The following is a 24262-nucleotide window of genomic DNA, read 5'->3' as shown; positions in this document are numbered from 1 at the left end:
CGAAATCGCATGCTTCGATAGACGTGCCGGCGCTCCCCGAACCAGAACCCACATCCGGCATCCGAGACGAAATTCACCGGAGATCCCCATGCCCTATAACCGTCGTTCGAAGCACATCACGCAAGGCGTCGCCCGCTCGCCCAACCGTTCGATGTATTACGCGCTCGGCTACGAGAAGGCCGATTTCGACAAGCCGATGATCGGCGTCGCCAATGGCCACTCGACCATCACGCCGTGCAACGCCGGCCTGCAGCGCCTGGCCGACGCGGCCGTCGACGCCATCAAGCGCGCCGACGCGAACCCGCAGACCTTCGGCACGCCCACGATCTCGGACGGCATGTCGATGGGCACCGAGGGCATGAAGTACTCGCTCGTCTCGCGCGAAGTCATCGCGGACTGCATCGAGACCTGCGTGCAAGGCCAGTGGATGGACGGCGTGGTCGTGATCGGCGGCTGCGACAAAAACATGCCCGGCGGCATGATCGCGCTCGCACGCATCAACGTGCCCGGCATTTACGTGTATGGCGGCACGATCCGCCCGGGCAACTGGAAGGGTAAAGCCCTCACCATCGTCTCGGCGTTCGAGGCCGTGGGCGAATTCACCGCGGGGCGCATGAGCGAAGAAGATTTCGAAGGCGTCGAGAAAAACGCCTGCCCTTCCACGGGCTCGTGCGGCGGCATGTACACCGCGAATACGATGAGCTCGTCGTTCGAAGCGCTCGGCATGTCGCTCATGTATTCGTCGACGATGGCCAACCCCGACCAGGAGAAGGTCGACTCGGCGGCGGAATCGGCGCGCGTGCTGGTCGAGGCCGTCAAGCAGGATCTCAAGCCGCGCGACATCATCACGAAGAAGTCGATCGAGAACGCCGTGGCGCTCATCATGGCGACGGGCGGCTCGACCAATGCCGTGCTGCACTATCTCGCCATCGCGCATGCCGCGGAAATCGAATGGACCATTGACGACTTCGAGCGCATGCGCAAGAAGGTGCCGGTCATTTGCGACCTGAAGCCGTCGGGCCAGTACGTCGCGACCGACCTGCACGAGGCCGGCGGCATTCCGCAGGTGCTCAAGATCCTGCTCGACGCGGGCCTCCTGCATGGCGACTGCATCACCATCACGGGCAAGACCATCGCGGAAGAGCTCAAGGACGTGCCGTCCACGCCGCGCGCGGACCAGAAGGTGATTTTCCCCATCAGTCAGGCGCTGTACAAGGAAGGCCATCTGGCGATCCTCAAGGGCAACCTCGCGACGCACGGCGCGGTCGCCAAGATCACGGGCCTTAAGAATCCGGTCATCACGGGCCCGGCGCGCGTGTTCGACGACGAGCAGAGCGCGATGGAAGCCATCCTCGCAGACAAGATCAAGGCCGGCGACGTGGTCGTGCTGCGCTACCTCGGCCCGAAGGGCGGGCCCGGCATGCCGGAAATGCTCGCGCCGACTTCGGCGATCATCGGCAAGGGGCTTGGGGAATCGGTTGGGCTCATCACCGATGGGCGTTTCTCGGGCGGCACCTGGGGCATGGTGGTAGGCCACGTCGCGCCGGAAGCGTTCGAAGGCGGCACGATCGCGCTCGTGCAGGAAGGCGACTCGATCACCATCGACGCTCACACGCTGCTGCTGCAACTGAACGTGGACGACGCCGAACTCGCACGACGGCGCGCGGCCTGGAAGCAGCCCGCGCCTCGTTACACGCGCGGTGTCATGGCGAAGTACGCAGCGCTCGCGCGGCCGGCGAACCAGGGCGCGGTGACGGGCTAGGCGGGTCCAAGCCGGGCCAGGCGCCGCTCGAATCCCGGCCTCCAGTAAAGCAAAGGGCGCACGTCCAGGACGTGCGCCCTTTGCTTTTATAATGCGACGACACAGCCGGCGCACACGCGGGCGGAGACCAGTATGAAACGGAAGTCGCAAGCGAAGAACAAGACAGCGACGCTCGCCGCCGCGCTCGCCATCGGCCTTGCCGGCGCGCTCGGGGCAGCCCCGGCCCGCGCGCAGCATGGCCCCGCCGGGCTCGCGCTCGCCCAGCAGCAGAACTGCATGAGCTGCCATTCGGTGACCCGCAATTTCATGGGTCCCGCCCTGCGCGATGTCGCCGCGAAGTACGCGGGCAAGCCTGACGCGCAGGCCTATCTCACCCACAAGATTCTGGAAGGCGGCGGCGGCGTGTGGGGCACCGTGCCGATGCCGGCCAACACGCAGCTGAACCCCGCACAGGCGGCCCAGCTCGCGAGCTGGATCCTCACGCTCAAGTAAGGCGAACGCTGTGATGGCGCGCTCGCCGGGTGGCTGCTCGCCGCCGCGCGCCCGACTGAATCAGGCCGAAGGCGGCCGCCCCGCGCGCGCCGCCAGTTCTTCGCGCACGGCGGCCTTCACCCAGTTCGTGAGTTCCGTTTCGAGCGCAAGACCGATTTCGCGCGATACCTGACCCACGAGCCAGTTCGTATGTTCCTGCATCGCGGCGCTGCAGCGCGCCTCGATCACGGCGCGGCCTTCGCCCGTGAGCCAGGTCAGGCAACGGCCGCGCAGGCGCTCGACGAGCGCGTCGGCGTCGTGCGCGAACAGGCCCTCTTCGCGCTCGGCCACGGCGGCCTGGACGGCAGCGGCCGTCGCGCTCTTCGCCTCTTCGACGTTGTGCGCGCGCAGCGGATTGCCGCTCACCATCACCTCGTTCAAGAGCGGAATCGCAGCATCTTCCGAGTCGTGCATGCCGGACATGTCTACCTCCATCGATCGGGGCAGTCGGCCTTGCGCCGGTACGCCTCGCGCATCCGGCCTCAGCCGCCCTGCCTGTAGTTGTTGAGCGTGTAACCGCGGTCGCGGTAGAAACGATAGCGCTCACGGCCCGCCGCGAGTTCGTCGGGCGCATCGCCAATCACTTCGAGCAGGCGCTCGAAGCGTGCGAACTGTGGCGGGACCTGGGCGCCGAGATTGAGCAGCACACGATGATGCGGCGCACGCTCGAGTTCCGTTGCCAGCACGATGGGCGCTTCGCCCGCGTGCGGGCTGTCGGCCATGCAATGCGGCACGAAGTCGAGCGGCGAAAAGGTCCACAACATTTCGTCGAACGCGCGCAGGCGCGCGGGCTCGGCCAGCACGACCGCCTGCTGGCCCGCCTGATACGCCTTGCGCACGAGGCGGCACGCATACAGCAGCGAGTCACCGACGTTCGTGTGGAAATCGATGCGCGTCATGCCCACACCACTTTACACACCGTCAGGTGGCCAGCAATCGCCATTCCTGCCCTCATTGCCCGGCACGATCGATCAGGAACTGGGCGAGCAGCGGCACCGGACGGCCCGTTGCGCCCTTGGCCGCGCCGCTCTTCCACGCCGTGCCCGCGATGTCGAGGTGCGCCCACGGGTAGTTTTCGGTGAAACGCGACAGGAAGCACGCCGCCGTCACGCTGCCCGCCGGACGCCCGCCGATGTTGGCGAGGTCGGCAAAGTTCGACTTGAGCTGGTCCTGATACTCGTCGTCGAGCGGCAGGCGCCAGGCCGGATCGTTGGCTTCGCGCGACGCGTCGAGCAGTTCGCCCGCGAGTGCGTCGTCCTTCGAGAAAAGGCCGCTGTTGTGATGGCCGAGCGCGATGATGCAGGCGCCCGTGAGCGTGGCGATGTCGACCACGGCGGCCGGCTTGAAGCGCTCGGCATAGGTGAGCGCATCGCACAGGATCAGGCGGCCTTCGGCGTCGGTGTTGAGCACTTCGACCGTGAGGCCCGCCATGGTCGTGACGATGTCGCCCGGCTTCGTGGCATTGCCCGCGGGCATGTTCTCGCAGGTCGGGATGATGCCGATCACGTTGAGCTTGAGCCCCATTTCGGCGACCGCGCGGATCGTGCCGAGCACAGAGCCCGCGCCGCACATGTCGTACTTCATCTCGTCCATGCCCTCGCCCGGCTTGAGCGAAATGCCGCCCGTGTCGAACGTGATGCCCTTGCCGACCAGCACGATGGGCGCGGCCTTGGCGCTTGCGCCCTGATAGTGCAGCACGATGAACTGCGGCGGCTCGACCGAGCCCTTTGTTACCGAAAGAAACGAACCCATCTTGAGCGTCTCGATCTGACGCTGGCCGAGCACCTCGACCTTGAGCTTCCAGTCGCGCGCGAGCTTCTTGGCCGTGGCGGCGAGATAGGTCGGCGTGCAGACGTTGCCCGGCAGATTGCCGAGGTCGCGCGTGAGGTCCATGCCGTTGGCGAGCGCGACCGACTGCTTCGCCGCAAGCTTCGCGGCCTTCTCTTCGGCGGCGTCGATGCTGAAGACCACGCGCTTGAGGGCCCGCTGCGAGACGTCGGGCTTGCTCTTCATCTGCGTGAAGCGATAGGTCTCGTTGCGCAGCGCGAGAATGGCGGTGCGCACGCTCCAGTCGCCCGTGCGCTCCTTCACCGGCAATTGCGCGAGCGTGAAGGTGACCTGCGCGATCTTCGTGCCGAGGATCGCGCGCCAGGCGGCCTTGACCGCGTCGCCGTAAGCCTTCTGGCCGAACGCGTCCTGCTTGCCGAGACCCACGAGCAGCACGCGCGAGGCGCCGATGCCGCTCACTTCCGGCAGGAACAGCGTGGAGCCGGCCTTGCCGTCGATGTCGCCGGCCTTGACGACGCGCGCGATTGCGCCGCCAATGGCGCTGTCGATGGCGAACGCCGCGCCCGAGAGGGTTTGCGCCTCGAACACGCCGACCACGACACAATCCGACTTGCCGGTCAGGAAGGGGCCTTCCCCGCCTTTGCTCCAGTCACAGGCTTTTATGCTAAAGTCCATCGCGCTTGTCCTCGGATAAAATCAGGGCTTAGGATGAAAGCCGCAATTATCCGCTATTTTTCCCGCGGCGGCTCCTGGGCGGTTGCGCGAGCTGCGCGCCTCCCGGCACGGTCCGCCCGCCCTGCCCATCAAGAATGATCTTCGAACGTTCCCTGCAGCGCGAACTCGCGTACACGGCCGGCGCCGTGTTCATGGTTCTGCTCACGATCATGCTGACGACGATGATGATCCGCATCGTCGGCTTCGCCGCGTCCGGTCAGATCGATCCGCGCGACGTGCTGGTGCTGATCGGACTCACCGTGATCGGCTACATGGCCGTCATGCTCATCGTCACGCTGTTCGTGTCGATCCTGTTCGTCCTCACGCGCTGGTACAAGGATTCCGAAATGGTCGTGTGGCTCTCCTCCGGGGTGAGCCTCACGCGCCTGATCAAACCGGTCGCCACCTTTGCCGCGCCGATCATCCTGCTCATCGTGTTCTTCGCGTTCATCGGCTGGCCGTGGTCGAATGCGCAGAGCAAGCTGATCCGTGCGCGCTTCCAGCAGCGCGATGAAGTGTCGCTGCTCGCGCCCGGCCAGTTCCGCGAATCGCCCACCACGCACCGCGTGTTCTTCATCGAGAGCATGAGCCCCGACCAGGGCCGCGTGGAGAACGTGTTCGTCACGAGCACGGAAAACGGCAAGGTGAGCGTGATCGTCTCGAAGACGGGCCACACCGAAACCATGAAGAGCGGCGAGCGCTTCGTCGTGCTCGAAAACGGCCGCCGCTACGACGGCGAGCCCGGCCACCCGGACTTTCGCATCAGCGAGTTCCAGCGTTACGGCGTGAAGATCACGAGCCAGCCGCTCGTGAACACGCCCTCGGCGAGCACCACGTCCACGCCGGGCCTGCTGCGCCACCCGACCAACGACAACCTGGGCGAACTCGCCTGGCGCGCCGGCCTGCCGCTCATCGCGATCAACCTGATGCTGCTCGGCATTCCGCTCGCCTACCAGAACCCGCGCCGCAGCCGCACGATCAATCTCGTGATGGCGGTGCTGATCTACCTCACCTATTCGAACCTGCTCAACGTCGTGCAGTCGCAGATCGAGCAAGGCAAGATGCCCTTCGGCGTCGGTCTCGTCCTGCTGCACGCCGTGGTGCTCGCGCTCGTCGTGTTCATCTTCTGGATACGCGTGCGCAACCGGCCGCTCCTTACACGTGCGATGTTCCGGCGCGCCTCTCCTGGCAACTGAGAGGGAAACTGACCGATGCGCATCTACGAAAAATACTTCGCTCGCCAGGTCTACCTGACGTTCATCTTCATCCTGTTCGCCTTCTCCGGCCTGTTCTTCTTCTTCGACCTCATCAACGAGCTGAACTCGGTCGGGCACGGCAACTACAAATTCCAGTACGCGGTGCTGCGCGTGGCGCTCCAGGCGCCCTCGCGGCTCTACGAGATCATCCCGGTCGCGGCGCTCATCGCCGCGATCTACGTGTTCGCACAAATGGCCGCGAACTCCGAGTACACGATCTTTCGCGTGTCGGGCCTCGCCACCAACCAGGCACTGCGCTCGCTGCTCAAGATCGGCGTGCCGCTCGTGCTGCTCACCTACCTGATCGGCGAAGTCGTCGGCCCTTACACCGACCAGCTCTCCGAGCGCGTGCGCCTCGAAGCGTTGGGCTCGGCCGTGTCGAGCAACTTCCAGTCGGGCGTGTGGGTGAAGGACACGCTCACCTCGCGCGCCGACGGCGAGCAGGTCACGCGTTTCGTGAACGTCGGCGAGCTGCTGCCCGATGCGACCATCACGAACGTGCGCATCTACGAATTCGATTCGCAGTTCCGGCTCTCCAACGTGCGCCTCGCGAAGAGCGGCACGTTCCAGCCGCCGGGCCACTGGCTGCTCAAGGACGTGACCGATACGCAACTGATCGGCGTGGCGCCGCCGCAGAACCAGCCGGTCGATGCGCTCAATCCGGTCTATCGCGCCCAGCAGACCTCGGCGCCCGAATACTCGCTGCGCTCGGAACTCACGCCGAACATTCTCTCGGTGCTGCTCGTTTCGCCCGACCGGATGTCGATGTTCAACCTGTTCCGCTACATCCAGCATCTGACCGAGAACCATCAGGACGCGCAGCGCTACCAGATCGCGTTCTGGCGCAAGCTGCTCTACCCGTTCGCCGTGTTCGTGATGCTCGTGCTCTCGCTGCCGTTCGCGTATCTGCATACGCGCGCCGGCGTGGTGGGCATGAAGGTGTTCGGCGGGATCATGCTCGGCATGAGCTTCCAGCTCGTCAACACGCTGTTCTCGCACGTGGGTACACTGAACACCTGGCCCGCGCCGCTCACGGCGGCGACACCGGGGCTCATCTATCTCGCGGTCGGACTGATCGGGCTCAAATGGGTCGACCGGCATTGATGCCGGTAGCGTTCAGCCGATAGTTCGGCCGCTAATTCGCACAGGCTCGCAAGCATGGGCACGCACGGCATGATTCTCTTCGGCCACGGCGCGCGCGACGCGCGCTGGCAGGAGCCGTTCCAGCGGCTCGCCGCGAAGCTATCCGCCACGCGCGGCGATGCGGGTCCGGTCGGCCTCGCCTTTCTCGAACTCATGACGCCGAGCCTACCCGATGCGATCGCCGGCCAGGCCGCGGCAGGCTGCGACACGGTCACGATCGTGCCGGTGTTCTTCGGCCAGGGCGGCCACGTGCGCCGCGATCTGCCCGCGCTGATCGCGCAATGCCAGAGCGAGCATCCGGATGTGCGCCTGCGCTGTGCGGGCGCCGTCGGCGAAGACGATGCGGTGCTCGATGCGATCGTGCGCTACTGCATCGAAAACGACCGCGACTAGAACCGCTCACGCATAAAAAAACGGGCCCGCTTTTCAGCGAGCCCGTTTTGCTTTGCGAGCCTGTTTCGCGTGGCGCTTACGCGGCGGCGCGGCGGTGTTGACCATCGCCTTGCGCTTCATCATCGTGCTCTGCCTGCCCCGAGCGTTCGGCGAACGCATCGCCGATCATGAGCAGGCTCGGCTGCGCCGGGTCGAGCCAGTCCTGCGCCTCACCCGCTGCGAGACCCGCCAGCGTGAGCGTGAGCGTGCGCTCGCGCGCGGTACTGCAGGCTTCGACGATCGCCACGGACGTCGCGCCCGCGCGGCCCGCCTCGATCAGCTGGCGCGCGATCTCGGGCGCGCTGTCGCGGCCCATGTAGAACACGAGCGAATCGGCGTTGACCTGCTCGCGAATCTCTTCACTACCCGCCGCGCGCGAATACGTGGCAAGCGCCACGCTGCGCGCCACACCGCGCAGCGTGAGCGAGCGTTGCAGCGTCGCCGCGCTCGCCAGCGCCGCCGTAATGCCCGGCACGACTTCGAACGCGATGCCGGCCGCTTCGAGCGCGCGCATTTCCTCGTCGGCACGGCCGAACAGCATCGGATCGCCGCCCTTCAGGCGCACGACCACGGCGTGCTCGCGCGCCGCATCGACGAGTTGCTTGTTGATGAAGTGCTGCGCCGTGGAGCGCTGCCCGCAGCGCTTGCCGACCGCGATGAACTTCGCGGTTGCCGGCGCGTACTCGAGCATGGCCGGCTCGACGAGCGCGTCGTGCAGCACGACGTCGGCGCTCGCGAGCAGCCGTGCACCGCGCACCGTGATGAGGTCCGCTGCGCCCGGTCCCGCGCCAATCAGATATACCTTGCCCATATGCTTCGAATCCATTGTTGCGGCCGCGCGCGGCCGCAACCTCGCGCAGCGCCTTACGCCGAGAACGCGCGGATCATGCCCGCGGCCACCGTGTGATGCGTCGCCTCGTCGATCAGCACGAATGCGCCGGTGCCAGGATTCGCATCATACAGGTCGCAGACGAGCGGCTTCTGCAGCGAGAGCGCCACGCGGCCGATATCGTTCATCGCGAGTTCGTGGCGGTCGGTGGCGTGCGAGAGCGTATGCACGTCGAGCACCTGCTTGACCGCGCCGATCTTCGCGAACACCGTGCTCGTGGTCTGCTTGAGCAGGTACTTGCGCTGCGGCGAGAGCGGCTCGTCGTCGAACCAGCAGAGGTCCGCTTCGAGCTTCTTCGCAGGTTGCGCGGCATCGGCCGCTGGCACGAAGGTGTCGCCGCGCGAGACGTCGACGTCTTCCGCGAGACGGATCGTGACGGTCTGGCCCGCGAATGCGCGGTCCACCTGCGCCGTGCCGCCCGGCACCGGCGCGATGATTTCGGCGACCGTTGCGCTGCGGCCGGCCGGCAGCACCGTAATGGCGTCGCCGAGCTTCACTTCGCCCGCTTCGACACGGCCCATGTAGCCGCGGAAGTCGTCGGCGCTGGAACCGTCCTGGCGCGCGACCCACTGCACCGGGAAGCGCAGCGCTTCGCCCGTCGCCTGCGCGACCGGCAGTTGTTCGAGCACGTCGAGAAGCGGCTCGCCCGCGTACCACGGCATACGCTCGCTCGCGGCGACGATGTTGTCGCCCTTGAGCGCCGAGACCGGCACGAAACGCACGTCATTGAGGCCGAGCTGGCGCGCGAGCGCGACATAGGCTTCGCGGATCAGGTTGAACGTCGCTTCGCTGTAGTCGACGAGATCCATCTTGTTGATCGCGACGATCACGTGCTGCAGGCCCAGCAACTTGACGATGGCGCTGTGGCGCTTGGTTTGCGGCAGCAGTTGCGTCACGCCGTTCTCGACCGTCACGCGCGTCGGGTCGATCAGGATGATCGCGGCGTGCGCCGTCGAAGCGCCCGTGACCATGTTGCGCGTGTACTGCTCGTGGCCCGGCGTGTCGGCGATGATGAACTTGCGCTTGGCCGTGGCGAAGTAGCGGTACGCCACGTCGATCGTGATGCCCTGCTCGCGCTCGGCTTCGAGGCCATCGGTGAGCAACGACAGGTCGATCTCGTCGCCCACCGTGCGCTTGTTCTTCGCACGCGAAAGCGCCGAGAGCTGGTCGCTCAGAACCGCCTTGCTGTCGTACAGCAGGCGGCCGATCAGCGTGCTTTTGCCGTCGTCCACGCTGCCCGCCGTGATGAAGCGCAGCACGCCGAGGTCTTCAGGTTGATGCGTCGTAACCATGTCTATTCTTTCCTCTGCGTGCTCTTTAGAAATAACCTTGCTTCTTGCGCTGTTCCATCGCGGCTTCCGACGCCTGGTCGTCCATGCGCGTCGCACCGCGTTCCGTGATCTCGGTCACGGCCGTTTCGGCGATGATCTTCTCGACGTTGTCGGCATCGCTCGCCACCGGGCACGTGCAGCTGATATCGCCCACGGTGCGAAAACGCACCTGCGCCATTTCGCTGACTTCGCCTTCCTTCATCGGCGTGAGCGGCGTGACCGGCACGAGCAGGCCATTGCGGCGCACGATCTCGCGCTGGTGCGCGTAGTAGATCGACGGCAGTTCGAGCTTCTCGCGCTCGATGTATTGCCACACGTCGAGTTCCGTCCAGTTCGAAATCGGGAACACACGCAGGTGCTCGCCCTTGTGCAGGCGCGCGTTGAACAGGCTCCACAGTTCCGGGCGCTGCGCCTTCGGGTCCCACTGACCGAATTCGTCGCGGAACGAGAAGATGCGCTCCTTCGCGCGGGCCTTCTCTTCGTCGCGGCGCGCACCGCCGATCATCGCCGTGTAGCCGTATTGCTCGATGGTTTCCAGCAGCGTGACCGCTTGCGCGGCGTTGCGCGAATCGGTTTCGCGGCGCAGGCGCACGGTGCCGCGCTTGATCGAATCTTCGACGTGACCGACCACGAGTTCCGCGCCGATTTCGGCTGCGCGGCGATCGCGGAAGTCGATCACTTCTTCGTAGTTGTGGCCCGTGTCGATGTGCACGAGCGGGAACGGCAGCGCGGTCCTGCGGTTCGCGCCGAGGCCGAACGCCTTCAGTGCGAGCGCCAGCACGACGACCGAGTCCTTGCCGCCCGAGAACAGCAGCGCAGGCTTGCTGCATTCGGCGACGAGTTCACGCAGGATGTGGATCGACTCGGCTTCGAGCCAGTCGAGATGGTCCATGCGGTTCGCCGTGACCTGGAGCGGTGCGTTCACTGCTGAATCGAGCGTGGTGCTCATGTTCGGATCCTTCGTTTATTCGCGCCCTTTTTACGGGGCGCGCAGTACTCGGTATTCGGTAGCGCGCCGGTCTTCACGACGGCGCGACAAACTTGAATCTTAGTTCGCCTGGCCGATTGGAGACACTTCGGGCGACACTGCGACGACCGGAATGGCCGACACGGACGTGATGTGCAAGCCACATTCCTTCGTGTCGCGCGATTCCCACCACCAGCGGCCCGCGCGGCTGTCTTCGCCGGGACGGATCGCACGGGTGCAGGGCTCGCAGCCGATGCTCGGGTAGCCGCGGGCGTGCAGCGGGTTCACGGGCACGTCATTGGCGCGCAGGTAGGCCCAGACATCGGCTTCGGTCCAGTCCGCGAGCGGATTGAACTTGTCGATGTTGCGCGCTTCGTCGCGCTCTTCCTCGTGCAGCTCCGCACGCGTGACCGACTGCTCGCGGCGCTGGCCCGTGACCCAGGCGGAAACGCCCGACAGCGCACGGTTCAGCGGCTCGACCTTGCGGATTTCGCAACAGCGCTTGCGCAGATCGACGCTCTCGTAGAATGCATTCAGGCCGTGCTGGGCGACGTATTCGTCCACGGCGTCCTGTTGCGGATGAAACTGCTCGATCTCGTAGCCGTAGCGCTCGCGCACCACGTCGATCATGCCGAGCGTTTCGGCGTGCAGGCGGCCCGTGTTCAGCGAGAAGACGCCGATTTTCACACCGCGCGAAAGAATCGCGTGCGTGAGCAGCATGTCTTCGGCGGCGAGGCTGCTGGCCAGCTTCACGTCGGCGTGACGCGCGGCGATCGAATCGAGCAGCGCATCGAGACGCACGATCTTCGCCTGCAGCCCAGCCGTGATTTCGTTCGCGAGGGTGCTCATGCTACAGCGCCCTGTTGTGCAGCGCGGCGGCGGAACAGCGGCGACGGTTCGTCGAAGGCGCCCTGGTATTGCACCGTGAACTCGGTGAACGCCTTGAGCGCATCGTGGATGTCCTTGTCGGCGCGCACGGCGAACGCATCGAAGCCGCAGCGCTCGTGAAAGCGCAGCTGGTCGCGCAGCACGTCGCCGATCGCGCGCAGCTCGCCCTGGTAGCCATAGCGCTCGCGCAGCAGACGGCCGATCGAGAAGCCACGGCCATCGCGGAACACGGGAAAGTCCACGCCGATCACCGCGAGCTTGTCGAAGTCGGCGGCGATATCGGCCGGTTCGCTGTCCGGCGCGAGCCACACGCCGAGCTCGTCCTTGCCGCGCGAAGCGACCAGCGCATCGCGCTGCGCTTGCCAGTAGGCGAGCGGCACCAGCACCTTGCCCGCGGGCAGCGCGGCAACCTCGGGCAATGCGCCGTCTTCGGCCGCACGCACGACTTGCCAGTTGTCTTCAACGATCTCGCGTTTTTTGATGATCAATGCCATTGCTCGAATCTCGTAGTCTCGTTGCGTGCTTCAGTTGCGTACATTAAGCGTGCGCCGGCTGGCGCGATGCGTACACGCGCTCCTTGAAGGGCGCGATGCCGATGCGGTCGTATGTGTCGATGAAACGCTCGTCGTCGATGCGATGCTCGACGAACGTGTCGATCACCTTCTGCACCACGTCGGGCATCTCTTCTGCCGAGAACGACGGGCCGATCACGCGGCCAAGGCGCGCGCCGTTGGCGCCCTTGCCCTGCTCGCCGCCGAGCGTGACCTGGTACCACTCCGAGCCATCCTTGTCGACGCCCAGCACGCCGATGTTGCCGACGTGGTGGTGACCGCATGCGTTGATGCAGCCCGAGATGTTCAGCGACAGGTCGCCGAGGTCGTGGACGAAGTCGAGGTTGTCGAAGCGCTCCTGGATCGCCAGCGCGATGGGAATCGACTTCGCATTGGCGAGCGAGCAGAAGTCGCCGCCCGGGCACGCGATGATGTCGGTCAAGAGGCCAATGTTCGCGGTCGCGAAACCTTGCGCCCTGGCCTTTTCCCACAGCGCGAACAGGTCGCGCTTCTTGACGTCGGCAAGAATCAGGTTCTGCTCGTGCGAGACGCGGATCTGGCCGAACGAGTATTCGTCGGCCCAGCCGGCCACGGCTTCCATCTGTACGTCGGTGGCGTCGCCCGGCGCGATGTTGCGCGGCTTGAGCGAGAGCGTGACCGACGCGTAGCCCGGCACGCGGTGCGGGCGCACGTTGCGCTCGACCCAGCGCGCGAACGCACGGTTTTCCAGCAGATGCTTCTCGTACGACGTATCCGTGTCGGCGATCTTTTCATACGCCGGCGGCACGAAGTACTGCGAGACGCGATCGACTTCTTCCTGCGTGAGCGTCGAGGGGCCGTCCTTCAGGTGCTGCCACTCTTCTTCGACCTGCTCGGCGAACTTCGCCGGCGAGAGCGCCTTCACGAGGATCTTGATACGCGCCTTGTACATGTTGTCGCGGCGGCCGTAGCGGTTGTACACGCGCAGCACGGCTTCGCAGTAGGTCAGCAGGTGCTGCCACGGCAGGTCGCGCTTGATGATGCTGCCGACGATCGGCGTGCGGCCAAGACCGCCTCCCGCGAGGATGCTCGCGACGACTTCGCCCTGCTCGTTACGGTCGAGGTAGACGCCCAGATCGTGAATCTGCACGGCGGCGCGGTCTTCCTTCGAGCCCGACACGGCGATCTTGAACTTGCGGGGCAGCCACGCGAATTCGGGGTGGAACGTCGACCACTGGCGCAGGATTTCGGCCCACGGGCGCGGATCGACGATCTCGTCGGGCGCGACGCCAGCGAACTGGTCAGCGGTGATGTTGCGGATGCAGTTGCCCGAGGTCTGGATGCCGTGCATCTGCACGGAGGCCAGCTTGCGCAGGATTTCCGGCGTTTCTTCGAGCTTGATCCAGTTGTACTGGATGTTCGAACGCGTCGAGAAGTGGCCGTAGCCGCGGTCGTGCTCGCGCGCGATCGTGCCGAGCATGCGGAGCTGGTCGCTGCGCAGATTGCCGTACGGAATCGCGATGCGGTGCATATAGGCGTGGCGCTGGTAGTACAGGCCGTTTTGCAGGCGCAGCGGACGGAACTCTTCTTCGCTCAATTCGCCCGACAGGCGGCGGCGGACCTGGTCGCTGTATTGCGCGACGCGTTCGTCGACGATGGTCTGGTCGTACTGATCGTATTGGTACATTCGGGGACCCCAGGGTTTGGTTCAATCGCGGCGTTCCGGTTACGCCGCGCTCCGACTTCTCGACTTCGCTCTTTCCGCTCTGTCCTGCCTCTGGCGAGGCGGCCGCGCCTTCAATCGCGCCGGTCATTTGCTAATGACCAAAACAGATATCCATATTGGAAAAGTTGGAGGAATGGTAATAAACTCGCCTTATATTTCAAACGACTCAAAAATCAGGTCGATATGCAAACAGGTTATAAGGATTATCTATGAACCTGCACCAGTTCCGCTTCGTCCGCGAGGCCGTACGCCAGAACTTCAACCTTACGGAAGCGGCCAAGGCACTGTATACAAGCCAGCCGGGCGTCTCGAAGGCGATCATCGAGCTGGAGGACGAGCTTGGGGTCGAAATCTTTACGCGACACGGCAAGCGCGTGCGCTCGCTCACGGAGCCGGGCCGGATCATCCTCGCCTCGGTGGAGCGCATTCTGCAGGAAGTGGAGAGCCTCAAGCGCGTGGGCAAGGACTACGCGGCGCAGGACCAGGGCAACCTCACGATCGCCGCCACGCACACGCAGGCGCGCTATTCGCTGCCCGCCGCCATCGCCGAGTTCAAGCGGCGCTTTCCGAAGGTGCACCTGTCGATCCTGCAAGGCAGCCCGACCCAGGTCGCGGAAATGGTGCTCCATGACCAGGCCGATCTGTGCATCGCGACCGAAGCCATCTCCGGCTACAAGGAACTGGTGTCGCTGCCCTGCTTCACCTGGCATCACGTGGCGGTAATGCTGCCCGACCACCCGCTGCTCGAGCGCAAGCCGCTTTCGCTCGACGATCTGGCCCAATATCCGCTGATCACCTATGACAATGCGTTCGCCGGACGTACCAAGATCAACGACGCGTTCCGCCTGCGCGCCCTCTCGCCCGACATCGTGCTGGAAGCCATCGACGCCGACGTGATCAAGACCTACGTGGAGTTGGGCCTCGGCGTCGGGATCATGGCCGACATCGCCTTCAACGCCGAGCGCGACCGGCACCTGCGCGCGGTGCCCGTGGGGCATCTCTTCGGCAGCAACGTCACGCGCGTCGCGCTCAAACAGGGTGCTTACCTGCGCAGCTATGTGTATACGCTCGTCGAGCTGCTGTCGCCGAGCCTGAATCGCAAGCTCATCGAGCAGGCACTCAAGGGCGAGCACGAGACTTACGAGCTGTAAGCCGTTGCGCGAGCGCCGGAAGAAAAATCAGACAAGATCCGCAAGACAACAACATCACTTCTCGCTTCACTTCTCGCCTGGAGACCCATCGGATGAAGCTGTACACGCTTTTGCGCCCGCTCGCCGCGGCTTGCGCCCTTGCCGCCGCCACGTTCGCCCCGGCCGCGCACGCCGACATCAAGGTCGGCATCGATCTCTCGAGCACGGGGCCCGCTGCCGCCATCGGCATCACGAGCAAGAACGCCATGCTGATGTGGCCCGACACGATCGCGGGCCAGAAGGCCGACTACATCGTGCTCGACGACGGCTCGGACCCGGGCGCCGCCGTGCGCAACATCCACAAGCTCATCAACGAAGATCACGTGGACGTGATCGTCGGGCCGAATATCACGCCGGCGGCGCTCGCGGCGCTCGACCCGGTGGCGGAAAGCAAGACGCCGATGATCACGCTGGTCGGCTCGGGCTCGGTGGTCGAGCCGCAGCAGGGCGCACGCGTGTGGGCCTTCAAGATGGCGCAGACCGATGCCGCCATGGCCGACGTCATGACGCGCTACATGGCGGCACATGGCGTGAAGAGCGTGGGCTTCATCGGTTTCGCGGACAGCTACGGCGACAGCTGGCTCAACGAATTCACGAAGTACGCGAAGGAACGCAACATCCAGATCGTGGCGACCGAGCGCTACAACCGCACCGACGCCAGCGTGACGGGCCAGATTCTCAAGCTGATGGCGGCCAGACCGGACGCCATGCTGATTGCCGGCGCAGGCACGCCGACCGTGCTGCCGCAACGCACGCTGATCGAGCGCGGCTACAAGGGGCCGATCTACCAGACGCATGGCATCGCCACGCCTGAATTCATCAAGCTGGGCGGCAAGGACGTCGAAGGCACCCTGTTCCCGACCCAGCCCGTGGTGGTGGCGCGCACGCTGCCGGCCGACCAGCCGGCGCAAAAGGCAGCGCTCGCCTTCGTCGATGCCTACGAGGCAAAGTACGGCCCGGGCACGGTCACGCAATTCGCAGGCGACGCGGCGGGCGTGTACCCGCGCTTGCAGGACGCGGTTGCGCGTGCGCTCAGGACCGCGCAGCCGGGCACCGAAGCGTTTCGCGTGGCGTTGCGCAGCGAGCTGGAGCACGCGCACGAAGTGGTCGTGCCCAACGGCATGGTGAACACGAGCCCGACGGACCACGTGGGCCTCGACCAGCGCGCGAGCGTGATGGGCACGGTACGCGGGGGCAAGTTCGTGTATCTCGCGCAATAAACCGAAGCGCTATGGCCGCGAGAGACGGGAAACCGCGACGCGAATGCGCGGCCGCCCGGACGGGCGGCCGCGCATTCGAACCGTTCAAGGCAGCAGGCAAACGCGCTGATGACGAAAAACCGTCAAGCCCTCATCTCTCAGAATTCGCCTTGTATGCGCGGCGCGCTGTCTGTCGAAACTTGTCGGCAACGCCAGGCAAGCCCTATCCGGCGATTCAATCAACATTGCCTGCTTGCCGGATCCTCGTATTCGGGTTGCCTTCGGTTCGGCGGGCGCAACCCGCCTCCATACACAAGGTTTTGATGTGGGTTACGTGAACCACGCCCGTTGTCAATGAGACACATCATCCACATGTTTATTTGTAACACATAGACATGTGCCAAAGTTGTCGTGAACTTCATTGAAGGGTTCTTGACATGGCCGAAACCGTCAACTTCACGGGCTCAGTTGATCGCGATCTGCTCAGGCGCGCCAGGATTCTCGCGGCGAAATCGGACACATCCGTGAACGCGCTGTTCAACGCCGAACTTCGCTATCTCGTCGAGACGTTCGAAGCTGCAGAAGCGGGCGGCAATGAGAATTTCCGCACGCTGCTCGACTTTTCGCTGGGTCGCACTGATGGTCGCCAGGCGATGCAGGCGCTCGGCATCGACAGCGGCGAAGACCTGTTCCTGCTGATGGCTCAGGCACATCTGCCGATGCCCCGCCTGCCAGAAGCGAATACGCGCCGCATGATTGACGATCTCAAGGCCTTGCGCGGCTAACCCGTGGCGACACACCACCCTGCTTCCTGATGTGGTCCCTCCCTGATTATGCTCACCTATGCCGATGCGCTCGATCTGCTGCTGAAACCGGGCCGGTCAGTCGCACTGGTCGACATGGTGCTGGACGAGTTCACGCGTCACGACACACCGACAAGCGTGCAGATCGCCGCATGGGCGCGCGCGACGGCCGCATCCCGGTTCTGGAACCGAACATCGATCAGCGGTATGTCGAAAGGATGCTATCGGCGCCATCTCCCATGGCACGCTGATAGCCGCTGCGAACGTCCTCGCTGCACAACAGCGATCACTCACCCGGCGCTCGCCAAATCAGCCAGTGCCTTGTCCGGGGACACCGGACCCTTGTAAAGCGGGCTACATGGCGTGCGCGCCAGTTTTAGCGACAGTGCGATGAGGTCCTTCATCTCATCGTCGGCACAATACGCTTCGGCGAGATACGCGAACTGCGTCATGATGCTGACAACGCTGCGATTTTGTGTCTTCGTGTATTTGACGACCTGCATTTCGCTCACTTCCGAGTCGATAAACGAACGCGGCACTCCGTGGGCGGCCAGTATATCTATCAGAGCCCCCGGGAACCTGGCCGCCAGGTTGGCGGCAGGAGCCAACCGCGTCAGCACCGGCAATAGCGTTTGCTCATTCACCAGCATCGCGACCTGAGGCCGCCATGGCAAAACAGTTGCGTACCAATTGCCGAGCTTCGTCGTGCTGCTTCCAGCCTCGACCACGTCGGGTTTCAGACGTTTGAGCAGCTTGTGAGTGCAGTAGAGATAGAGCATAGAAAGGGGAGCAACCTCGTACCAGGAGAAGATGTACGCCGAGCTAACGTCGCGTACCCCCAACCGACTCCGGTGCGATGAGCGGTAGGCCCAAGCGTGGTTCGGCCCAACTCGCCGAAGCATGCTCCTGCAATTATACGCAATTAGCGTATAATTTGTTCATGGAAGCGACCTTCATTGAAGTGTCGCCATTTTCCCGTGAACGCGAGAACTACCTGGCGGATGATGATTACGCTGTCCCGCAGAAAGAGCTACTGGCTAATCCCGAGGCTGGCGACCTGATCAAGGGAGCCGGCGGTCTGCGGAAGTTGAGGTTCGCCGACGAACGCCGCCAGAAAGGCAAACGCGGTGGCCTGCGAGTGATCTGTTACTACTGGGTCAGCGGTTATCAATTCTGGATGTTCACACTGTACGACAAGGATGAAATGGCAGGCCTCTCCAGTGACGCGCGCAAAGCCTTCGCGAAGCGACTGGAAAGAGAGGTCACGATACGGAGCAAGCAATGATGAAGAAGCGAAATCTGTTTGCTGAATTGACCGAGGGTCCCGACGCCCTTGCTGGCGAGCGCGAAGGGAAAATCACGTTGCGCAAGATCAAGGCCGATGTGCGCGATGCGCTCGAAGTTTCGCCGGCAGAAATCAAGGCCGTGCGCGAAGCCTCTCACGCGTCGCAGGCCGTCATGGCCCGAAGCCTGCGCATCAATGTGCGCACGTATCAGAATTGGGAACAAGGCAAGGCCAAGCCCAACGCACAGGCGGCCACGCTGATCCGGCTGGTCGCCAAGCACCCGGAAACGCTTCAGATGCTGGAAACGCTCTGAACGATTGCGGGCAGCGTCCACCGTCGTTGTCGTCGTCCCGCTACAAGCACCGTGACGCGACGATATTTTTGACGGTATACGAGCTACTTTTCTTGATCCCGTCTATGTGGGACTTGGCGTTCCCGCCAGACTCAACATGATTGTGCGCTACACCGAAAGGATTCTGTTGTCGGCGTCCCCTATGGGACGCCCGTAACGGGTTAAACCAGCGCGAATTTCGAGTTTATCCGTGCGCCGACTTACTCGGCGATCCGCTGCCGGAACCACTCTGCCAGCGCAGCTTCGTCGAGTGCGCCGGCAGCAACCATTTCCATGGTCCTAACGGCGTCGGCCGGATCAAAATTCAGCCGATAGCCGTTGTCTGCCAGGAAAAGACGCGCAACCACCCAGGCGGTTCTCTTGTTGCCGTCCGCAAAGCCATGATTCCGCGCTAACCCATAGGCATATGCCGCGGCGAGCGCCGCCGCGTCCGCACCCGCATAAACATCGAGATTTTGCGGCCGTGCCAGGGCTGACTCCACTGCCCCTTTGTCACGCACGCCATCGAGCCCCCCATGCTCGGCAAGCTGGCGATCATGGACGGCATAAGTCAGATCCGCGCGCACCCAGCGCCACGCTGTCATTTGGCTAGCGCCCGCAGAACATCGCGGTCATCGTGCATGATCTCTTCCGCCAGCTTCATCTGGCGTTCAAAATCCGGGTTGTACGGCGTAATCCGGTAGCCACCTTCGGGCGCCTCGGTCAGATACACGGTATCGCCCTTCTGCACCTTGAGCCGTGCCATCGCCTCCTTGGTAAGAATGAAGCCAGCCGAAGCCCCGACCGTTGTGACCTTGAATGTAAGCATGGCGCCCTCCTCGCTATATAATTTTCATTATATAGCAATGGTTCGAAGAAGAAGGAGCGAACCGCTCCACCACAGTCGGTGTTCAGGGACAGAAAGATGGCCATCCCGTTCGGGACGCAGTGGCATGAATGCCAATGGCCCAATGACCGGCGATGCTCTTGAAGTTGGTGCGAACGCGGTCGGCCGGTTTGCACCACGGCGCCGGGTCGAGTGCATACTCGATCGTGGTGCCGGAGGCGTGCGACGCCTTTGCGCGGTGAAACAAGATGTGCCGACCGACTTCCATCTCGGCGTTGTAGTCGACCAGCAGCAAGGCGACGTCGGGAATGTCAGCCACGCGGCTGACCTCCTTGTAGACGGTTGCAACGAGTCCAAGCTGGGCGAGTAGCGCGGCGATCTGCGTCTCGCCGAGGTAGTACGGCCCCCGTGCAGGATGCTTTGTCTTGGCGAGAGCGATCTCCCTCACTTCTTCGATCGTCTTGCCCGAGAGCATCGCGGCGCACGCAAAGACATCGTCGAAGTCGTTGGTCTGCGCGACGAACGGGAACGCAGGCGTGAAGGTCGTCGGTGTGCTCTCAACTGTGGTTGGAATTGTGATAGCAGCCATGGAAGCTCCTGAAAACGCGAAAAATAGAGCGCGCAGCAACGCCAGCCGGCGGCATCGGACACTTCGGGCAGATCAGAGAAAGAAAAGTGAGGCGAAAATCCGGCAAATTTCCTGCGGATTCGCTCTGGCATGCGTTGCGGCGCGAGCGGCGAGCCGAAAACCGGCGAATTGACGGTTTTTCGACCGTATCGTCATTTTATAAGGACCATATCGCCCTCTCAACGGCCAAACAACTTTGGTTAGGCACGTGAAAGCCCCCGAATTTCCAGCGTTTCGGACGGGGCCGAACGTCCTGTTTTCTCCGTTTCGACGCATCCAGCGCGCCGAGGGACAGCGATTCCGACCGTATTATTGTTTTATAATAGAGTCTGTTGCTGATCAATAATCGAGGTGTGTGATGGTTGCTGAGACTCGAACGCTGACTGCCCAAGTGCCGGTCGAACTGGCAGAAGAAGTGGACGCTCTGTCAGAGCAGATCGAGCGGCCGCGGCAGTGGATCATCAAGAAAGCGTTGGTCCAGTACCTCGCGCGCGAGGCCGAAAAGCGTCGTCTGATTCAGGAGGGCCTGGACGACGTTACCGCCGGGCGCTTCGTGTCAATGGAGCAGGCTCGTGCGTGGGCAAACAGCCTCGGCACGGATAACGAACTGCCGGTGCCGAAAGCGTGAGCGTCAAGGTCATCCCCACCGGCAAGGCGATGTCAGACCTTGAAGTCATTGCCAGGCACGTCAAAAAGTTCAATGATGCCGCCACTGCTCGCAAGGTCGTCAATGCGTTGCTCGATGAGGCGGAACGACTCGGACAGGACCACTTCCACCGGCTGGGCGAAGAGCTCGACGGATACGACGGACCACCGGCTCGCGAGGTACATCGCTGGGTCTGTCTCGCGGGCCGATACGAACTGCACTACGAGGTTTTGCCGCCGTATGCAGAAGAGCCCGCGACCATTGCCATCCTTCGCGTATGGGACACTCGACAGGACCGTTGAAGGAGCAACTGTAAATGGGATATTACATTCGCACCTTCGCGACCTTGAACCACGAAGGTTCACCGGTTTGGAAAATCGAAGACGACGTCGCCATCCGGATCGGAGTCTCTAACCCTGAACGGAGCCCGGGTTGCTAGGCCAGGGGCAAGGCGCGCACGCCGTACGAATTCGGCGTCAAGGTGTCGATCACGACGACCCACAAGGACGGGCTCGTGATCGGAGCGCGCTCGATGCCGGGCAATCCGTATGACGGCCATACGCTGGCCGAGGCACTGGAGCAGGCGGCAATCCTAAGCGACGTGAAGCCGGAAGTGGCCGTTGTTGATCGAGGCTACAAGGGTGTCGCCGTAGATGGCGTGAAGATCTATCACCCGGGATTGCGACGCGGAATTACGCGGAACCTGCGCGCGATGATCCGACGGAGAAGCGCGATCGAGCCGGCCATCGGTCACATGAAGGCCGACGGCAAACTCGACCGGAACTGGCTCAAAGGCGCACTCGGCGATGCGATGCACGCGGTGCTGTGCGGCGCCGGCCACAACCTGCGCATGATCCTCAGAAAGCTGCGGCTTTTTTACGCCCTCATTCTGATCGCTTTGCGCAACCGCTCGCCCACTGTCGTCTTCACGGCATGATGGCCGCGCCGCGCAAAACGAATTATTCAGGTCCGACCAAGAACTCCAGTTACTGCTTCCCGTCGACTATCAAATTTAAAGGAGAAGTTCGATCCTGGCGGGCAAGCAGTTTTCCCGGATCCGCTTTCCGCAGGAATAAAACGACGTCCGCCGCTGGAGTCGGCAGTCCATTCATCCAGATTTCCATGACCACGCGACGCGCCATTCACGCTCGGGAGATGCTGCGCCAGACGCCACCCGCCGCGCTGCTTGCCAGCACGGCGTCGATAAAGCGCAGTCCCTCCACGCCGTCGTCGACCGTCGTCAATAGCCGGCTTGCGCTCGGCGCGGGCTCGCCGGCCTCGCGCGCGAGGATCTGCGCGGCTGCGTCGCGATAGAGCTGCGCGAACGCTTCGAGATAGCCTTCCGGATGCCCCGGCGGCACGCGCGTCGCGTGCCGTGCGGCAGCCCCCGTCACGCGGCCGCGCGTGAGCCGCTGCGCCTCGCCGCCCTGCGGCGTGAACCACAGCAGGTTGGGCTCCTCCTGATCGAACGCGAGGCTTGCCTTCGTGCCATATACGCGCAGCCGCAACGCGTTCTCCGCGCCGCTCGCCACCTGGCTCGCCCACAGCATGCCGCGCGCGCCGTTGGCGTAGCGCAGCATGGCCTGCACGTGATCGTCCACGCGGCGGCCCGGCACGAAGGTGTGCACTTCGGCCGCAAGCGCTTCCGGCACGAGCGCACTCACGAAGGCCGCCAGCTGATAGGCATGCGTGCCGATGTCGCCCAGACACCCCGCCGGGCCCGCGAGCGCGGGATCCGTGCGCCACACCGCCTGGCGGTTCGCGCCACCGCGCTCGACCGGATTGGCGAGCCAGTCCTGCGCATACTCGACCTGCACGATGCGCACCTCGCCAATCTCGCCCGCCTCGACCATCTCGCGCGCGTGCCGCACGAGCGGATAGCCCGAATACGTATGCGTGAGCGCGAATACGAGATTCGCGTCGCGCGCGTGCTGCGCGAGCGCTTCGCCCTCGGCGAGCGAGACCGCGAGCGGCTTGTCGCAGATCACGTGGATGCCCGCCTCCATGAACGCATGCGCCACCGGCGCGTGCAGATGGTTCGGCGTGACGATGGCCACCGCATCGATGCCGTCCTCGCGCGCGCCTTCCACGCTCGCCATCTCGCGCCAGTCGGCGTAGCTGCGCGCGAGGCCGAGCGCCTCGGCGCTCGACTGCGCGCGCGCCGCATCGGACGACAGTGCGCCCGCGACGAGTTCGAAACCATCGTCGAGACGCGCCGCGATGCGATGCACGGCGCCAATGAACGCCCCCTCGCCGCCGCCGACCATCCCGAGCCTGAGTCTTCGAGTCATTGCGTGTCTCCTGCGAGGATCGCGTTCAGAGGCCCAGCACGCCCTTCACCTGCGCCGCATCGACGCCGCTGCCCGCGAAGTCGTCGAACGCGTGCTCCGCCACGCGAATGAGGTGCCGCTTGATGAACTCCGCGCCCTCGCGCGCGCCATCGTGCGGATGCTTGAGCGCACACTCCCACTCGAGCACCGCCCAGCCCGGATAGTCGTACTGCGTGAGCTTCGAGAAGATCGCGCCGAAGTCGATCTGCCCGTCGCCAAGCGAGCGAAAGCGCCCCGCGCGCTCCACCCATGTGCTGTAGCCGCCGTACACACCTTGTTTGCCCGTGGGGCGGAATTCGGCGTCCTTCACGTGAAAGGCCTTGATGCGCGCGTGATAGAGGTCGATGAACGCGAGGTAATCGAGCTGCTGCAGCACGAAGTGGCTCGGGTCGTAGAGGATGTTCGCGCGGGGATGATCGCCCACTGCCGCAAGAAAGCGCTCGAACGTCACGCCATCGTGCAGATCCTCGCCCGGATGCAGTTCATAGCAGACGTCGACGCCCGCTGCATCGAACGCGTCGAGAATCGGCCGCCAGCGGCGCGCGAGTTCGTCGAAGGCGGCTTCGACGAGACCCGCCGGCCGCTGCGGCCACGGATAGACGTACGGCCACGCGAGCGCGCCCGAAAACGTCACGTGCGCGCTTAAGCCCAGATTCTTCGAGGCGCGCGCGGCCAGCATCAACTGCTCGATGGCCCATGCCGTGCGCGCTTCGCGATCGCCGCGCACCTGCGGCGGCGCGAAGCCGTCGAACAGCGTGTCGTAGGCGGGATGCACGGCGACGAGCTGCCCTTGCAGATGCGTGGAAAGCTCGGTGATCGTCACGCCCGCGTCGTCGGCCTGCTGGCGCAGGTCGTCGCAGTACGCCACGCTCGACGCGGCCTGCGCGAGATCGACGAGGCGCGCATCGGTGGGCACCTGGATGCCCTTGTAGCCGAGCTGGGCCGCCCAGCCGGCCATGTGCGCGAAGCTGTCGAACGGCGCGTCGTCGCCGAGGAACTGCGCGAGGAATATCGCTGGGCCCTTGATCGTCTTCATCGCAAGGAC

27 protein-coding genes and 1 pseudogene are annotated in these 24262 nt (G+C 64.2%); 13 read left to right on the top strand and 15 right to left on the bottom strand.

What is annotated here, in order from left to right; translation table 11 throughout:
* Positions 1–88 precede the first annotated feature (88 nt).
* Together ilvD and AB4Y44_RS03735 are read left to right on the top strand one after the other, a co-directional pair.
* Positions 89–1762 (top strand): dihydroxy-acid dehydratase, encoded by a 1674-nt coding sequence (ilvD, locus tag AB4Y44_RS03740; protein WP_368698748.1) that lies wholly within the window; start codon positions 89–91, stop codon positions 1760–1762.
* A 132-nt stretch (positions 1763–1894) separates the two neighbouring features.
* Positions 1895–2254 carry a c-type cytochrome gene (locus AB4Y44_RS03735; RefSeq protein WP_342921432.1) on the top strand — a complete coding sequence of 120 codons (360 nt, stop codon included), beginning with the start codon at positions 1895–1897 and terminating at the stop codon, positions 2252–2254.
* Between the two features lie 60 nt (positions 2255–2314).
* Here AB4Y44_RS03735 and AB4Y44_RS03730 read toward each other — a convergent pair whose 3' ends face one another.
* The 3 genes from AB4Y44_RS03730 to AB4Y44_RS03720 are packed head-to-tail and all read right to left on the bottom strand — an operon-like array spanning position 2315 to position 4756.
* Positions 2315–2716, bottom strand: a complete 402-nt coding sequence (locus AB4Y44_RS03730) for a DUF2486 family protein (protein ID WP_342921433.1) — start codon at positions 2714–2716, stop codon at positions 2315–2317.
* A gap of 59 nt (positions 2717–2775) precedes the next feature.
* A complete protein-coding gene (locus AB4Y44_RS03725; protein WP_368698747.1) occupies positions 2776–3192 on the bottom strand; it encodes a DNA polymerase III subunit chi in 417 nt (138 codons plus the stop codon).
* A 52-nt stretch (positions 3193–3244) separates the two neighbouring features.
* The gene (locus tag AB4Y44_RS03720) at positions 3245–4756 is read right to left on the bottom strand and encodes a leucyl aminopeptidase (protein ID WP_368698746.1); all 1512 of its coding nucleotides are present in this window, start codon (positions 4754–4756) and stop codon (positions 3245–3247) included.
* Between the two features lie 134 nt (positions 4757–4890).
* Between AB4Y44_RS03720 and lptF the strand changes: the two genes are divergently transcribed.
* From lptF to AB4Y44_RS03705, 3 genes are read left to right on the top strand one after another with little or no spacing between them, the layout of a single operon-like run.
* Entirely contained in the window at positions 4891–5991 is a 1101-nt protein-coding gene (gene lptF / locus AB4Y44_RS03715) for an LPS export ABC transporter permease LptF (RefSeq protein WP_342921436.1), read from the top strand.
* Between the two features lie 15 nt (positions 5992–6006).
* On the top strand, positions 6007–7155 hold the full coding sequence (lptG, locus tag AB4Y44_RS03710) for an LPS export ABC transporter permease LptG (protein ID WP_342921437.1): 1149 nt from the start codon (positions 6007–6009) through the stop codon (positions 7153–7155).
* 54 nt (positions 7156–7209) lie between these two features.
* On the top strand, positions 7210–7587 hold the full coding sequence (locus tag AB4Y44_RS03705) for a sirohydrochlorin chelatase (RefSeq protein WP_368698745.1): 378 nt from the start codon (positions 7210–7212) through the stop codon (positions 7585–7587).
* A 76-nt stretch (positions 7588–7663) separates the two neighbouring features.
* On the opposite strand, the gene cobA is transcribed toward AB4Y44_RS03705, so the two are convergent.
* The 6 genes from cobA to AB4Y44_RS03675 all read right to left on the bottom strand — a co-directional run bounded on the left by cobA (position 7664) and on the right by AB4Y44_RS03675 (position 13918).
* The gene (gene cobA / locus AB4Y44_RS03700; protein WP_368698744.1) at positions 7664–8437 is read right to left on the bottom strand and encodes a uroporphyrinogen-III C-methyltransferase; all 774 of its coding nucleotides are present in this window, start codon (positions 8435–8437) and stop codon (positions 7664–7666) included.
* 53 nt (positions 8438–8490) lie between these two features.
* Positions 8491–9807 (bottom strand): sulfate adenylyltransferase subunit 1, encoded by a 1317-nt coding sequence (locus AB4Y44_RS03695; protein ID WP_368698743.1) that lies wholly within the window; start codon positions 9805–9807, stop codon positions 8491–8493.
* 25 nt (positions 9808–9832) lie between these two features.
* Positions 9833–10795 carry a sulfate adenylyltransferase subunit CysD gene (gene cysD, locus AB4Y44_RS03690; RefSeq protein WP_342921441.1) on the bottom strand — a complete coding sequence of 321 codons (963 nt, stop codon included), beginning with the start codon at positions 10793–10795 and terminating at the stop codon, positions 9833–9835.
* A 99-nt stretch (positions 10796–10894) separates the two neighbouring features.
* Positions 10895–11662: a phosphoadenylyl-sulfate reductase gene (locus AB4Y44_RS03685; RefSeq protein ID WP_368698742.1), complete on the bottom strand. Its 768-nt coding sequence runs from the start codon at positions 11660–11662 to the stop codon at positions 10895–10897.
* The gene (locus AB4Y44_RS03680; RefSeq protein WP_368698741.1) at positions 11659–12195 is read right to left on the bottom strand and encodes a DUF934 domain-containing protein; all 537 of its coding nucleotides are present in this window, start codon (positions 12193–12195) and stop codon (positions 11659–11661) included. The genes AB4Y44_RS03685 and AB4Y44_RS03680 overlap by 4 nt, the downstream gene beginning before the upstream one ends.
* A gap of 43 nt (positions 12196–12238) precedes the next feature.
* On the bottom strand, positions 12239–13918 hold the full coding sequence (locus AB4Y44_RS03675) for a nitrite/sulfite reductase (protein WP_368698740.1): 1680 nt from the start codon (positions 13916–13918) through the stop codon (positions 12239–12241).
* A 248-nt stretch (positions 13919–14166) separates the two neighbouring features.
* Here AB4Y44_RS03675 and AB4Y44_RS03670 point away from each other — a divergent pair, with 248 nt between their 5' ends.
* The 3 genes from AB4Y44_RS03670 to AB4Y44_RS03660 all read left to right on the top strand — a co-directional run bounded on the left by AB4Y44_RS03670 (position 14167) and on the right by AB4Y44_RS03660 (position 17131).
* The gene (locus AB4Y44_RS03670; protein ID WP_028210583.1) at positions 14167–15108 is read left to right on the top strand and encodes a CysB family HTH-type transcriptional regulator; all 942 of its coding nucleotides are present in this window, start codon (positions 14167–14169) and stop codon (positions 15106–15108) included.
* Positions 15109–15200: 92 nt separating this feature from the next.
* Entirely contained in the window at positions 15201–16367 is a 1167-nt protein-coding gene (locus tag AB4Y44_RS03665; protein ID WP_368698739.1) for an ABC transporter substrate-binding protein, read from the top strand.
* A 503-nt stretch (positions 16368–16870) separates the two neighbouring features.
* Positions 16871–17131 carry a hypothetical protein gene (locus AB4Y44_RS03660; protein WP_368698738.1) on the top strand — a complete coding sequence of 87 codons (261 nt, stop codon included), beginning with the start codon at positions 16871–16873 and terminating at the stop codon, positions 17129–17131.
* Between the two features lie 308 nt (positions 17132–17439).
* On the opposite strand, the gene AB4Y44_RS03655 is transcribed toward AB4Y44_RS03660, so the two are convergent.
* Positions 17440–17928 (bottom strand): hypothetical protein, encoded by a 489-nt coding sequence (locus AB4Y44_RS03655; protein ID WP_342921447.1) that lies wholly within the window; start codon positions 17926–17928, stop codon positions 17440–17442.
* 161 nt (positions 17929–18089) lie between these two features.
* Here AB4Y44_RS03655 and AB4Y44_RS03650 point away from each other — a divergent pair, with 161 nt between their 5' ends.
* Together AB4Y44_RS03650 and AB4Y44_RS03645 are read left to right on the top strand one after the other, a co-directional pair.
* Positions 18090–18434: a toxin gene (locus tag AB4Y44_RS03650; RefSeq protein ID WP_342921448.1), complete on the top strand. Its 345-nt coding sequence runs from the start codon at positions 18090–18092 to the stop codon at positions 18432–18434.
* A complete protein-coding gene (locus AB4Y44_RS03645; protein WP_342921597.1) occupies positions 18434–18748 on the top strand; it encodes a helix-turn-helix domain-containing protein in 315 nt (104 codons plus the stop codon). The genes AB4Y44_RS03650 and AB4Y44_RS03645 overlap by 1 nt, the downstream gene beginning before the upstream one ends.
* 239 nt (positions 18749–18987) lie before the next feature.
* Here the strand turns inward: AB4Y44_RS03645 and AB4Y44_RS03640 are convergent, their stop codons facing one another.
* The 3 genes from AB4Y44_RS03640 to AB4Y44_RS03630 form a co-directional block, all read right to left on the bottom strand.
* Complete coding sequence (locus tag AB4Y44_RS03640; RefSeq protein ID WP_342921449.1) at positions 18988–19371, bottom strand: type II toxin-antitoxin system death-on-curing family toxin; 384 nt, start codon at positions 19369–19371, stop codon at positions 18988–18990.
* Positions 19368–19595, bottom strand: coding sequence for a transcriptional regulator (locus tag AB4Y44_RS03635; protein ID WP_342921450.1), 228 nt, complete (start codon positions 19593–19595; stop codon positions 19368–19370). The genes AB4Y44_RS03640 and AB4Y44_RS03635 overlap by 4 nt, the downstream gene beginning before the upstream one ends.
* 82 nt (positions 19596–19677) lie before the next feature.
* Positions 19678–20202, bottom strand: coding sequence for a hypothetical protein (locus tag AB4Y44_RS03630; protein WP_368698737.1), 525 nt, complete (start codon positions 20200–20202; stop codon positions 19678–19680).
* A gap of 397 nt (positions 20203–20599) precedes the next feature.
* On the opposite strand from AB4Y44_RS03630, the gene AB4Y44_RS03625 reads away from it, so the two are divergent.
* The 3 genes and pseudogenes from AB4Y44_RS03625 to AB4Y44_RS03615 form a co-directional block, all read left to right on the top strand.
* Positions 20600–20869: a CopG family ribbon-helix-helix protein gene (locus AB4Y44_RS03625; RefSeq protein ID WP_069265474.1), complete on the top strand. Its 270-nt coding sequence runs from the start codon at positions 20600–20602 to the stop codon at positions 20867–20869.
* Entirely contained in the window at positions 20866–21189 is a 324-nt protein-coding gene (locus AB4Y44_RS03620) for a type II toxin-antitoxin system RelE/ParE family toxin (protein WP_069265475.1), read from the top strand. The genes AB4Y44_RS03625 and AB4Y44_RS03620 overlap by 4 nt, the downstream gene beginning before the upstream one ends.
* A gap of 131 nt (positions 21190–21320) precedes the next feature.
* Positions 21321–21824, top strand: a pseudogene (locus AB4Y44_RS03615) (transposase); the annotation flags it as partial.
* Positions 21825–22029: 205 nt separating this feature from the next.
* Here AB4Y44_RS03615 and AB4Y44_RS03610 read toward each other — a convergent pair.
* Together AB4Y44_RS03610 and AB4Y44_RS03605 are read right to left on the bottom strand one after the other, a co-directional pair.
* Positions 22030–23178, bottom strand: coding sequence for a Gfo/Idh/MocA family oxidoreductase (locus AB4Y44_RS03610; RefSeq protein ID WP_342921453.1), 1149 nt, complete (start codon positions 23176–23178; stop codon positions 22030–22032).
* Between the two features lie 25 nt (positions 23179–23203).
* Positions 23204–24253 carry a sugar phosphate isomerase/epimerase family protein gene (locus AB4Y44_RS03605; protein WP_342921454.1) on the bottom strand — a complete coding sequence of 350 codons (1050 nt, stop codon included), beginning with the start codon at positions 24251–24253 and terminating at the stop codon, positions 23204–23206.
* Positions 24254–24262 lie beyond the last annotated feature (9 nt).

The organism is Paraburkholderia sp. BR10937 (genome assembly GCF_040965695.1).
Classification (GTDB): Bacteria; Pseudomonadota; Gammaproteobacteria; order Burkholderiales; family Burkholderiaceae; genus Paraburkholderia.
Note: the sequence above shows the minus strand (reverse complement) of the source record. Positions and strands in the feature narration are given on the sequence as shown.